The sequence below is a fragment of the Streptomyces sp. NPDC048420 genome (genome assembly GCF_040651535.1).
Taxonomy (GTDB): Bacteria; Actinomycetota; Actinomycetes; order Streptomycetales; family Streptomycetaceae; genus Streptomyces.
In genome coordinates, this window is sequence record NZ_JBEZKG010000026.1 from 42,123 (window position 1) to 53,733 (window position 11,611).

Here is an 11,611-nt window from a genome sequence, read left to right on the forward strand (position 1 = left end):
GTGTGGTGAGGGCGGATCCGGAGGGCAACGGGTTCCGCGTCGCCGCGGTCTCCGGCTGATCGGGCAGGCGCGAGCCCCCGGCGCCGGCAGGGCGTCCGGGGGCTCGGAGCGGGGCGCGGGGTCAGGCCGACACCGTCTCCGGGCGGGACGGCTCCCGGGGGGTGCGCGAGCCGAGGTCGTTCGTGGCGACCTTGTGGGTCTCGCGGGCCGTGACGGCGGCGATCACCGGCGGGACGCACAGGGCCGCGGTGAACAGCGCGACCGAGGACCAGTCGGAGCCGTCGGGCCCCGCGATCTGCGCGGCGAAGGTGACCGCGAAACCGGCCACGGCGAAGCCGATCTGCGTGCCGATCGCCATGCCGGACAGTCGCACCCGGGTGGAGAACATCTCGCCGTAGAAGGACGGCCAGACCCCGTTCGCGGCGCTGTAGACGACGCCGAAGGTGACGATGCCGAGCAGCAGCGTCAGCGGGTAGTTGCCCGTGGAGATCGCCCACAGGTACAGGAACATCGTCACCGCACTGCCCACCGCTCCGATCAGGAAGACCGGGCGCCGCCCGATGCGGTCCGACAGCGTGGCCCACAGCGGGATCGCGGCGAGCGCGACGAGGTTGGCCAGCGCCCCCACCCACAGCATCGAGGAACGGCTCATCCCGACCGCGTCGCTCGTCGCGTACGCCAGCGCCCACACCGTGAAGATCGTGGAGACCGAGGCGATCAGCGCACCCCCGATCACCCGCAACACGTCCGCCCAGTGCTCCCGCAGCAGCACCGCGAGCGGCAGCTTCACCACCTCGCCGGAGGCGGCCTGCTGCTCGAAGGCAGGTGTCTCGTCCAGCTTGCGGCGGATCACGAACCCGACCACGGCGACCGCGACACTCATCCAGAACGGCACCCGCCAGCCCCACGACAGCAACTGGTCCTCGGGCAGCGCGGCGACCGGCAGGAAGACCAGCGTCGCGAGCAGCTGCCCGCCCTGCGTACCGCTGAGCGTGAAGCTCGTGAAGAAGCCCCGCCGGTGCGCCGGCGCGTGTTCCAGACTCATGGAGTTGGCGCTGGCCTGCTCACCGGCCGCCGAGATGCCCTGCAGGACCCGGCACAGCACAAGGAGGACCGGGGCGAGGGTGCCGACCTGGTCGCGGGTCGGCAGACAGCCGATGAGGAAGGTCGACACACCCATCAGGATCAGCGTGAAGACCATGATCTTCTTACGGCCGACCCGGTCGCCGAAGTGTCCGAGGAAGAGCGCGCCGACCGGCCGGGCCGCGTAGGCGACACCGAACGTGGCCAGCGACAGCAGGGTCGCGGTGGCCGGGTCGGACTCGTCGAAGAACACCTTGGGGAAGATCAGGGCTGCTGCGCTGCCGTAGATGAAGAAGTCGTAGTACTCGAGGGCGCTGCCGATCCAGGCGGCGGTCGCCGCCTTTTTGGGCTGCCCGACGGCTTCGGCGGGGACGGACACGGGGTGCTCCTTCGGGGGGACTCCGGGAGCTATCCAGCTAATTAACCCACTGGATAGTTAGTAGCGGTTGCGGAGGATGTTGCGCCCGCATGTCCCGCGTGTCAAGGGGTGGTGCCGTGCGGGGTCAGTCCGCGGCGCGGTCGGCCGTCAGATAGGCGATCACCATGTCTCCGAGCATGTTGCGGTAGTGCTCGCGCTGCTCGGGGGCGACCAGGTCGCGGCCGAACAGGGCGCCGAAGGTGTGCCGGTTGGCGACCCGGAAGAAGCAGAACGAGCTGATCATCGCGTGCAGGTCGACCGCGTCCACGTCGGCGGTGAACAGGCCGGACTCCTGCCCCGAGGCCAGGATCCGGCGGATCACGTCCAGCGCGGGAGAGCCGATCTTGCCGAGCTTCTCCGAGGAGGCGATGTGCTCGGCCCCGTGGATGTTCTCGATGCTGACCAGGCGGATGAAGTCGGGGTGCTGCTCATGGTGGTCGAAGGTCACCTCGGCGAGGCGCCGGATCGCCGCGACCGGGTCCAGATGCTCGACGTCCAGCTCCTGCTCGGCCTCGCGGATCACGGTGTACGCCCGCTCCAGAACGGCCGTGAACAGCTGTTCCTTGCCGCCGAAGTAGTAGTAGATCATCCGCTTGGTGGTGCGGGTGCGGGCCGCGATCTCGTCGACGCGGGCTCCGTCGTAGCCGGCCCGCGCGAACTCCTGGGTCGCCACGTCGAGGATCTCGGCCTGGGTGCGGGCGGCGTCGCGGATCCGTCCGTTGGGTCGTGCCGGTTCGTCGACGCTGGTCATCGGGTTCCTTCGGGAGTGCGGCCGGTGCCGCAGAGTCTAGAAGGCCTCGGCCGGGGGTTCCCTGCGGGGCGCACGGCTGATATAGCTAACGTACTGGTTCGTACATTAACGCTCGGCTCGGGAGGTCCGCGTGGCCAAGGACTCGTTTCTCGTCGGACTGATCGGCGCGGGTATCGGCCCGTCGCTGAGCCCGGCGCTGCACGAGCGGGAGGCGGACCGGCAGGGCCTGCGCTATCTGTACCGGCTGATCGACATCGACGCGCTCGGCGTGCGCCCCGAGGCGGTCGGCGAGCTGGTGCGGGCCGCCCGTGACCTGGGCTTCGACGGGCTGAACATCACCCATCCCTGCAAGCAGCTGGTCATCGAGCACCTGGACGCCCTCTCCCCGCAGGCCGAGGCGCTCGGCGCGGTCAACACCGTCGTCTTCGAGGACGGCCGTGCGACCGGCCACAACACCGACGTCACCGGCTTCGCCGCGTCCTTCGCGCGCGGGCTGCCCGACGTACCCCTGGACCGGGTCGTACAGCTGGGCGCGGGGGGTGCGGGCGCCGCGGTCGCGCACGCCACGCTCACCCTGGGCGCCGGGCGGGTCACGGTCGTCGACGCGATGGCGGACCGGGCCGCGGATCTCGCCACCGCCCTGAACCGCCACTTCGGCGCCGGGCGCGCGGCCGCGGCCACCCCGGACCGGCTGCCCCAGCTGCTCGCCGACGCCGACGGCATCGTGCACGCCACCCCCACCGGCATGGCCGCCCACCCCGGTCTGCCCTTCCCGGCCGAGCTGCTCCGCCCCGGGCTGTGGGTCGCCGAGGTGGTCTACCGCCCGCTGGAGACCGAGCTGCTGCGCACCGCCCGTGCGGTCGGCTGCGCCACCCTCGACGGTGGCGGCATGGCCGTCTTCCAGGCCGTGGACGCGTTCCGGCTGTTCACCGGCCGGGAGCCGGACGCGGTGCGGATGCTGGCGGACATCGCGGAGCTGGCGGGCGTGGTCGGAGCACCCAAGTAGCCCTTGTTCACTGGCGGTTGACGGTACGGGTAACACCGGCGAAGACCGTCGTGGCCAGGATCCAGCCCGCGATGACCAAGGCGTACGACAGCGACTGGTACCACCCTCGTGGCGCGAAGGCGCCCTCCTGGCCGAAGGAGATCACCGGGAGCAGGAGGTCCAGGGTGTAGAAGAGCGCGTTGAAACGCGGGGCCTCACCCGCCTTGAGCGGGGGCGGGTGGTGCAGGCCGTAGGCGATCGTGCCGACGGCGAGCAGGGAGACCAGCCAGACGCCGGCGCGCAGCGGGTGGAAGCCGTAGCCGACGGTGGCGTCCTGGACGTGGCCCCACAGCCGCCCGTACCAGGCGAGAGTGGCGCGATGGCGGCGCTGCTTGGCGAGTTGGACCTGCCGGGCGGCGCGGTCGTCCCCGATACGGCGATAGGCGGCCGTCAACTGCTCGTAGGCGTGCGGGACATAGCCCTCGCGGTCCCGCTCCAGCATCGGCAGTCGGCGCTCGGCGGGCTCCTGCGGGGTGAGCGAGGTGTAGACGAGCTTGTTGAACTGGACCTCCTCCGGCACCACTTCGGGTTCCAGGAACAGATCGTCGATCTGGGCGCGGCGCAGGCTGAGGGTGCCGTCCATGGGCGGCCCCTTGCGCAGCCAGAGCTCCCCGATGGTGGAGCTGTTCGCCCGCAGCGCCGCGTCGCCCGGGTTCGACAGATGGGCGTAGGAGAAGTCGAGCCGCCCCGCGATCCGGGCGCCCCGCAGACCGATCCAGCCGAAGGTGTGCACCCGCCGCAGATGGAAGTCGCCCTCCACGACGAGGGTCTGCGCGTCGAGGACGATGTCGCCGGGGTGGCTGAGCCGGGCGTCGTTGAGGTTGACCGACCCGGCGACGCCGGCTCCGTTGAGCCGCATCTCGCCGTGGACCCGGAGCCCCGGCGCCCACAGGTCGTCGCCGATGCTCATGTGGTTGAGCTGGAGCGCGGGTTCCCCGGCCTGGTCCGCGACGATCTCGGCGCGGTCCATGAACAGCGCCCCCGCGATCTGCGCCCCGCCGAGTCGCACCGGGCCGTTCACCCGGCAGTCCGTCAGCCGCAGCACCGCCTCGACGTGCATCGTGGCGGCAGTCAGTCCGGGCAGCACGGAGTTGCTGAGATTCAACTGGCGCAGCCGGCAGCCGTACAGCAGCGGTACGTCGTCGAAGTAGCACTGGCTGAGGCGTATGGCGTGGTCGACGGTCCCGTACTGGAGCGCGAGCACACCGGTGATCCGGGCGCCCGCCAGCTTGAGGGCGGGTATCTCCCCGTCCTCCTGCGGCCCGTTGAGCATCAGGGCCCGCAACACGGAGGCCCGCACGGTCCGTTCGGCGCCCCACTCGGCCCCGCCCGCCACGTCCTCGTCCGGTGCCGCCCGGAAGTCCACGGCCTCGCCCCGGGGAAAGGCCTGCCACACCCTCAGTTCGGCGGGTGTCAGGTTGTTGATCTCCATCAGCGGTGACTCTCCAACGCACGCGCCCCGGTGTCAACAGGCCCTTCAGGACGGTGGCGGCCCGGAAGCCTGTGCTCCCGGGCCGCCGTCTCGAATGCCGTACTACGCCCTGGTGTTCCACTCCGCGACCACCGGCCGGTCGTGCTCCGTCGACAACCGGCTCACCGTCCCGGTCGCCAGCTGGAACAGGCGCCCGTCCGCCGGGGCGAGCCCCAGTCGGCGGGCCGTCAGGACCCGCAGGAAGTGGGCGTGGGCCACGAGGATCACGTCCCCGTCCGGGAGGGCGGTGTCCACGCGGGACAGGACCCGGTCGGCCCGGCGCCCCACCTCCTCGGGGGACTCCCCGGGGTGCCCGTCCGGGCCCGGCGGGACGCCGTCGGTCCACAGGTACCAGTCGGGGCGGGTGCGGTGGATCTCGACGGTAGTGACGCCCTCGTAGCCGCCGTAGTCCCACTCGTGGAGGTCGGGGTCGGTCAACGCCCCGGTGATGCCCGCCAGTTCGGCGGTGCGTATCGCGCGTTCCAGCTCACTGGTGAGCGCGAGCGAGAAGGTCCGGCCCGAGAGGAGCGGAGCGAGTGACTTGGCCTGTTCCTCGCCGTGCCGAGTGAGGGGCAGGTCGGTCCAGCTGGTGTGCTGTCCCGACACGCTCCACTCCGTCTCGCCGTGGCGGACCAGAAGAAGATCCCCCACGGCGCGCCTACTTCTTCGCTTCGACGGCGTGGCCGCCGAACTGGTTGCGCAGCGCCGCGATCATCTTCATCTGCGGGGAGTCGTCCTGGCGGGACGCGAACCGCGCGAAGAGGGAGGCGGTGATCGTCGGCAGCGGTACCGCGTTGTCCACGGCCGCCTCCACGGTCCAGCGGCCCTCGCCGGAGTCCTGGGCGTAGCCCTTGAGCTTGTCCAGGTGCTCGTCCTCGTCCAGGGCGTTGACCGCGAGGTCGAGCAGCCAGGAACGGATGACGGTCCCCTCCTGCCAGGAGCGGAACACCTCCCGGACGCTGTCCACCGACTCGACCTTCTCCAGGAGCTCCCAGCCCTCGGCGTACGCCTGCATCATGGCGTACTCGATGCCGTTGTGGACCATCTTGGAGAAGTGCCCGGCGCCGACCTTGCCCGCGTGGACATAGCCGTACGGCCCCTCGGGCTTGAGCGCGTGGAAGATCGGCTGGAGCCGTTCCACGTGCTCCTTGTCGCCGCCGACCATCAGCGCGTACCCGTTCTGCAGGCCCCAGACACCGCCAGAGACACCGGCGTCGACGAAGCCGATGCCCTTGGCGCCCAGCTCCTCGGCGTGCTTCTCGTCGTCCGTCCAGCGGGAGTTGCCGCCGTCGACCACGGTGTCACCGGGGGAGAGGAGCTCGCCGAGCTCGTCCACGACGGACTGGGTGGCCGCGCCGGCCGGCACCATCACCCAGACCACTCGGGGCGCTTCGAGCTTGTCGACCAGTTCGGCCAGGCTCGCGACGTCGGAGACCTCGGGGTTGCGGTCGTAGCCGATGACGGTGTGGCCGGCGCGGCGGATCCGCTCGCGCATGTTGCCGCCCATCTTGCCCAGGCCGATGAGGCCGAGCTGCATCGCTGTCATGTCAGAGCACTTCCTTCAGTTCACGGTAGGCGGCCACGAGGGCGGTGGTGGAGGGGTCCAGGCCGGGGACGTCGGCGCCCTCGGTCAGGGCGGGCTCGACGCGCTTGGCGAGGACCTTGCCGAGCTCGACGCCCCACTGGTCGAAGGAGTCGATGTTCCAGACCGCGCCCTGGACGAACACCTTGTGCTCGTAGAGGGCGATCAGCTGGCCCAGCACCGAAGGGGTGAGCGCGCGGGCCAGGATGGTCGTGGTCGGGTGGTTGCCCTGGAAGGTGCGGTGGGCCACCTGCTCCTCGGCCACGCCCTCCGCGCGCACCTCCTCGGCGGTCTTGCCGAAGGCGAGCGCCTGTCCCTGTGCGAACAGGTTGGCCATCAACAGGTCGTGCTGCGCCTTGAGTTCGTCGCTCAGTTCGTCCACCGGGCGGGCGAAGCCGATCAGGTCGGCCGGGATGAGCTTGGTGCCCTGGTGGATCAACTGGTAGTAGGCGTGCTGGCCGTTGGTGCCGGGCGTGCCCCACACGACCGGACCGGTCTGCCACTCCACCGGGGTGCCGTCACGGTCCACCGACTTGCCGTTGGACTCCATGTCCAGCTGCTGGAGGTAGGCGGTGAACTTCGAGAGGTAGTGGGAGTACGGCAGCACCGCGTGCGACTGGGCGTCGTGGAAGTTGCCGTACCAGATGCCCAACAGACCAAGGATCAGCGGGGCGTTGTCGCCGGCGGGCGCGTTCTGGAAGTGCTCGTCGACGATCCGGAAACCGTCGAGCATCTCCCGGAAGTGGTCCGGGCCGATGGCGATCATCAGCGAGAGGCCGATCGCCGAGTCGAAGGAGTAGCGGCCGCCGACCCAGTCCCAGAACTCGAACATGTTGTCCGGGTCGATACCGAAGTCCGTGACCTTCTCGGCGTTGGTCGACAGGGCGACGAAGTGCTTCGCGACGGCCTTGTCGTCGCGGAGACCGGCCGGGCCGTCGAGCAGCCAGGTGCGGGCCGAGGTGGCATTCGTGATCGTCTCGATCGTGGTGAAGGTCTTGGACGCGACGATGAACAGGGTCTCCGCCGGGTCCAGGTCGCGTACCGCCTCGTGCAGGTCGGCGCCGTCCACGTTGGACACGAAGCGGAAGGTCAACTCCCGTGCCGTGTAGGCCCGCAGGGCCTCGTACGCCATCGCGGGACCGAGGTCCGAGCCGCCGATGCCGATGTTGACGACGTTCTTGATCCGCTTGCCGGTGTGTCCGGTCCACTCGCCGGAGCGCACGCGGTTCGCGAAGTCGCTCATCCTGTCGAGGACGGCGTGCACACCCGGGACGACGTTCTCGCCGTCGACCTCGACGGCCGCGTTCGCGGGGGCGCGCAGCGCGGTGTGCAGCACCGCCCGGTCCTCGGTGAGGTTGATCCGCTCACCGCGGAACATGGCGTCCCGCAGCCCGAACACGTCGGCGGCGGTGGCCAGTTCCTGCAGCAGGGCCAGGGTTTCGTCGGTGATCAGGTGCTTGGAGTAGTCGATGCGCAGATCGCCGACGCGCACGACGTACCGCTCCGCGCGCCCGGGGTCGGTGGCGAACAGCTCACGCAGATGGGTGACGCCCTGGGCGCGATGGTCCTCCAGGGCCGTCCACTCGGGGCGACGCGTCAGCAAGGGAGAGTCAGACATGAGCAGGGGTCTCCTTGGTGGCCTCGCCCCGCAGAGCGACGGCGTACATCTCGTCGGCGTCGAGGCGGCGGAGCTCCTCGGCGATGAGTTCGGAGGTGGAGCGGACCTTCAGCGCGAGGGTGCGCGAGGGCTGGCCGGGGAGGGAGAGCGTGGCCAGCGGGCCCTCGGGGCGGTCGATGACGATCTCGCCGTTCGCGGTGCCCAGCCGGACGGCCGTGACGACCGGTCCGGCGGTGACCACGCGGTCGATCTTCACCTTCAGGCGCGCCTCCAGCCAGCGCGCGAGCAGCTCGGCGGCCGGGTTGTCGGCCTCGGCCTCCACGGCCCCGGAGATGATCTCCGCGCGGGCCTGGTCCAGGGCCGCCGCCAGCATCGAGCGCCACGGCGTCAGCCGGGTCCAGGCGAGGTCGGTGTCGCCCGGCGCGTAGGAGCGCACCCGGGTCGCGAGGACGTCGAGGGGGTTCTCCACCGCGTACAGGTCGGTGATCCGGCGCTGGGCCAGCGCGCCCAGCGGGTCCTTCGCGGGGTTCTGCGGCGCGTCCACCGGCCACCACACGACGACCGGGGCGTCCGGCAGCAGCAGCGGCAGCACCACGGAGTCGGCGTGGTCGGACACCTCGCCGTACGTCCTGAGGATCACCGTCTCGCCGGTGCCGGCGTCGGCGCCCACCCGGACCTCGGCGTCCAGGTGCGAGTTGGTGCGGTCGCGCGGGGTCCGGGCATGCCGCTTGATGACGACCAGGGTGCGCGAGGGGTGCTCGTGCGAGGCCTCCTCGGCCGCCTTGATCGCGTCGTAGGCGTTCTCCTCGTCCGTGACGATCACCATCGTCAGGACCATGCCCACCGCGGGCGTCCCGATGGCGCGGCGACCCTGCACCAGCGCCTTGTTGATCTTGCTTGCCGTGGTGTCGGTCAGGTCGATCTTCATGGCCTGCGCCAGCTCCGTCCGTCTCGTGCGAGCATCTCGTCGGCTTCCTCGGGTCCCCAGCTGCCCGACGCGTACTGCGCCGGACGGCCGTGGTTCGCCCAGTGGTCCTCGATCGGGTCGAGGATCTTCCAGGACTCTTCCACTTCCTGGTGACGGGGGAACAGGTTGGCGTCCCCGAGGAGGACATCCAGGATGAGGCGCTCGTACGCCTCCGGGCTGGACTCCGTGAACGACTCGCCGTAGGCGAAGTCCATCGTCACGTCCCGGATCTCCATCGAGGTGCCCGGCACCTTGGAGCCGAACCGGACCGTCATGCCCTCGTCCGGCTGGACGCGGATGACGATCGCGTTCTTGCCGAGCTCCTCGGTCGCGTTGTGGTCGAAGGGGGAGTGCGGGGCGGTCTGGAAGACGACCGCGATCTCGGTGACGCGACGGCCCAGGCGCTTGCCGGTCCTGAGGTAGAACGGCACACCCGCCCAGCGGCGGTTGTCGACGTTCAGCTTGATGGCCGCGAACGTGTCCGTCGTGGAGGCGGGGTCGATGCCCTCCTCCTCCAGATAGCCGAGCACCTTCTCGCCGCCCTGCCAGGCACCCGCGTACTGCCCGCGCACGGCGTGCGCACCGATGTCCTCGGGCAGCTTCACGGCCCTGAGGACCTTCAGCTTCTCGGTGAGCAGCGACTCGGCGTCGAAAGCGGCGGGCTCCTCCATGGCGGTGAGCGCCATCAGCTGGAGCAGGTGGTTCTGGATGACGTCACGGGCGGCGCCGATGCCGTCGTAGTACCCGGCCCGGCCGCCGATGCCGATGTCCTCGGCCATCGTGATCTGCACGTGGTCGACGAAGGACCGGTTCCAGATGGGCTCGTACATCTGGTTGGCGAAGCGGAGCGCCAGGATGTTCTGGACGGTCTCCTTGCCGAGGTAGTGGTCGATGCGGAACACCTGGTCCGGCTCGAACACGTCGTGCACCAGCGCGTTGAGCTCGCGGGCGCTCTTCAGGTCACGCCCGAACGGCTTCTCGATGACCGCGCGCCGCCAGGAACCCTCGGGCGCGTTCGCCAGGCCGTGCTTCTTGAGCTGCTGGACGACCTTCGGGAAGAACTTCGGCGGTACGGAGAGGTAGAAGGCGTAGTTGCCGCTGGTGCCGCGCGCCTTGTCGAGGTCCTCGACGGTCTGGCGCAGCTGCTTGAACGCCGTGTCGTCGTCGAAGTCGCCCGGGATGAACCGCATGCCCTCGGCGAGCTGCTGCCAGACCTCCTCACGGAACTCGGTCCGCGCGTGCTCGCGCACCGAGTCGTGCACGATCTGCGCGAAGTCCTCGTCCTCCCAGTCCCGGCGGGCGAACCCGACGAGCGAGAAACCCGGCGGGAGCATGCCGCGGTTGGCGAGGTCGTAGACGGCGGGCATCAGCTTCTTGCGGGACAGGTCGCCCGTGACGCCGAAGATGACGAGCCCGGACGGGCCCGCGATACGGGGCAGCCGCCGGTCGCGCGGGTCGCGCAGCGGGTTGTCCCAGTCGGTGGTGGAAAGCTCGTCGATGGCGGGAAGCTCGGTCATTCCCCTTCGACCCCCTTGCTGTTCAGCGACTTGGTGACGGCGTCCAGCAGGTCCTGCCAGGCCACCTCGAACTTGGCGACACCCTCGTCCTCCAGCTGCTGCACGACCTCGTCGTACGAGATCCCCAGCGCCTCTACGGCGGCCAGGTCGGCGCGGGCCTGGGCGTAGCCGCCGGTCACCGTGTCGCCGGTGATCTCGCCGTGCTCGGCGGTGGCGTTCAGCGTGGCCTCCGGCATGGTGTTGACGGTGCCGGGGGCGACCAGGTCGTCGACGTAGAGGGTCGACTTGTAGGCCGGGTCCTTCACGCCGGTGGAGGCCCACAGCGGGCGCTGCTTGTTCGCCTGGGCGCCGGAGAGGGCGGTCCAGCGGTCACCGGCGAACACCTCTTCGTACGCCTGGTAGGCGAGCCGCGCGTTGGCGAGGGCGGCCTTGCCCTTGAGGGCGAGGGCGGCGTCCGTGCCGAGGACCGTCAGCCGCTTGTCGATCTCGGAGTCGACGCGGGAGACGAAGAAGGAGGCCACGGACTGGATCGTGGAGAGGTCGAGGCCCTTCTTCGCGGCCTTCTCCAGACCGGCGAGGTAGGCGTCCATGACCTCGCGGTAGCGCTCCAGGGAGAAGATCAGCGTGACGTTGACGCTGATCCCGAGGCCGATGACCTCGGTGATCGCCGGGAGGCCCGCCGTGGTCGCCGGGATCTTGATCATGACGTTCGGGCGGTCGACGAGCCAGGCGAGCTGCTTGGCCTCGGCGACGGTGGCCCGGGTGTCGTGGGCGAGCCGCGGGTCGACCTCGATGGAGACCCGGCCGTCCCGGCCGCCGGTGGCGTCGTAGACCGGGCGGAGGACGTCGGCGGCGGAGCGTACGTCGGCGGTGGTCATCATCCGTACGGCCTCGTCGACCGTGACGCCCCGGGTGGCGAGGTCGGTCAGCTGCTCCTCGTAGCCCTCTCCGGAGCCGATGGCGGCCTGGAAGATGGAGGGGTTGGTGGTGACGCCGACGACGTGCTTCGTGGCGATGAGCTCGGTGAGGTTCCCCGACTCGATCCGCCGCCGCGACAGGTCGTCCAGCCAGATGGAGACGCCCTCGTCGGACAGGCGCTTGAGCGCTCCCGCGGTCGCGGTTGCTTCGGTCACTGTGATCATCTTCTTTCTGGCGATCG

General features: G+C 70.2%; 10 protein-coding genes. 1 reads left to right on the forward strand and 9 read right to left on the reverse strand.

Annotated elements, in window-relative coordinates:
• Positions 1–121: 121 nt before the first annotated feature.
• Positions 122–1,462 (reverse strand): MFS transporter, encoded by a 1,341-nt coding sequence (locus tag AB0D34_RS37445; RefSeq protein WP_362670149.1) that lies wholly within the window; start codon positions 1,460–1,462, stop codon positions 122–124.
• 124 nt (positions 1,463–1,586) lie between these two features.
• Positions 1,587–2,252: a TetR/AcrR family transcriptional regulator gene (locus AB0D34_RS37450; protein ID WP_362670152.1), complete on the reverse strand. Its 666-nt coding sequence runs from the start codon at positions 2,250–2,252 to the stop codon at positions 1,587–1,589.
• Between the two features lie 130 nt (positions 2,253–2,382).
• On the opposite strand from AB0D34_RS37450, the gene AB0D34_RS37455 reads away from it, so the two are divergent.
• Positions 2,383–3,258 carry a shikimate dehydrogenase gene (locus AB0D34_RS37455; protein WP_362670154.1) on the forward strand — a complete coding sequence of 292 codons (876 nt, stop codon included), beginning with the start codon at positions 2,383–2,385 and terminating at the stop codon, positions 3,256–3,258.
• A gap of 7 nt (positions 3,259–3,265) precedes the next feature.
• Here the strand turns inward: AB0D34_RS37455 and AB0D34_RS37460 are convergent, their stop codons facing one another.
• The 7 genes from AB0D34_RS37460 to tal form a co-directional block, all read right to left on the reverse strand.
• The gene (locus tag AB0D34_RS37460) at positions 3,266–4,729 is read right to left on the reverse strand and encodes a membrane-associated oxidoreductase (protein WP_362670157.1); all 1,464 of its coding nucleotides are present in this window, start codon (positions 4,727–4,729) and stop codon (positions 3,266–3,268) included.
• Positions 4,730–4,831: 102 nt separating this feature from the next.
• Positions 4,832–5,419 carry a histidine phosphatase family protein gene (locus AB0D34_RS37465; protein ID WP_362670159.1) on the reverse strand — a complete coding sequence of 196 codons (588 nt, stop codon included), beginning with the start codon at positions 5,417–5,419 and terminating at the stop codon, positions 4,832–4,834.
• Between the two features lie 7 nt (positions 5,420–5,426).
• On the reverse strand, positions 5,427–6,305 hold the full coding sequence (gnd, locus tag AB0D34_RS37470; RefSeq protein ID WP_362670306.1) for a phosphogluconate dehydrogenase (NAD(+)-dependent, decarboxylating): 879 nt from the start codon (positions 6,303–6,305) through the stop codon (positions 5,427–5,429).
• Positions 6,306–6,315: 10 nt separating this feature from the next.
• Positions 6,316–7,968 (reverse strand): glucose-6-phosphate isomerase, encoded by a 1,653-nt coding sequence (gene pgi, locus AB0D34_RS37475; protein ID WP_362670162.1) that lies wholly within the window; start codon positions 7,966–7,968, stop codon positions 6,316–6,318.
• Positions 7,961–8,896, reverse strand: a complete 936-nt coding sequence (gene opcA, locus AB0D34_RS37480; RefSeq protein ID WP_362670164.1) for a glucose-6-phosphate dehydrogenase assembly protein OpcA — start codon at positions 8,894–8,896, stop codon at positions 7,961–7,963. Before opcA ends, pgi begins: the two co-directional genes overlap by 8 nt.
• Complete coding sequence (zwf, locus tag AB0D34_RS37485; RefSeq protein ID WP_362670166.1) at positions 8,893–10,452, reverse strand: glucose-6-phosphate dehydrogenase; 1,560 nt, start codon at positions 10,450–10,452, stop codon at positions 8,893–8,895. Before zwf ends, opcA begins: the two co-directional genes overlap by 4 nt.
• Positions 10,449–11,594 (reverse strand): transaldolase, encoded by a 1,146-nt coding sequence (gene tal, locus AB0D34_RS37490; RefSeq protein WP_362670169.1) that lies wholly within the window; start codon positions 11,592–11,594, stop codon positions 10,449–10,451. Before tal ends, zwf begins: the two co-directional genes overlap by 4 nt.
• Between the last annotated feature and the right edge of the window lie 17 nt (positions 11,595–11,611).

Coding starts and splice junctions, on each gene's coding strand:
- AB0D34_RS37450 (WP_362670152.1), bottom strand. CDS start 2,252: ATGACCAGCGTCGACGAACCGGCACGACCCAACGGACGGATCCGCGAC.
- AB0D34_RS37460 (WP_362670157.1), bottom strand. CDS start 4,729: ATGGAGATCAACAACCTGACACCCGCCGAACTGAGGGTGTGGCAGGCC.
- gnd (WP_362670306.1), bottom strand. CDS start 6,305: ATGCAGCTCGGCCTCATCGGCCTGGGCAAGATGGGCGGCAACATGCGC.
- pgi (WP_362670162.1), bottom strand. CDS start 7,968: ATGTCTGACTCTCCCTTGCTGACGCGTCGCCCCGAGTGGACGGCCCTG.
- opcA (WP_362670164.1), bottom strand. CDS start 8,896: ATGAAGATCGACCTGACCGACACCACGGCAAGCAAGATCAACAAGGCG.
- zwf (WP_362670166.1), bottom strand. CDS start 10,452: ATGACCGAGCTTCCCGCCATCGACGAGCTTTCCACCACCGACTGGGAC.
- tal (WP_362670169.1), bottom strand. CDS start 11,594: ATGATCACAGTGACCGAAGCAACCGCGACCGCGGGAGCGCTCAAGCGC.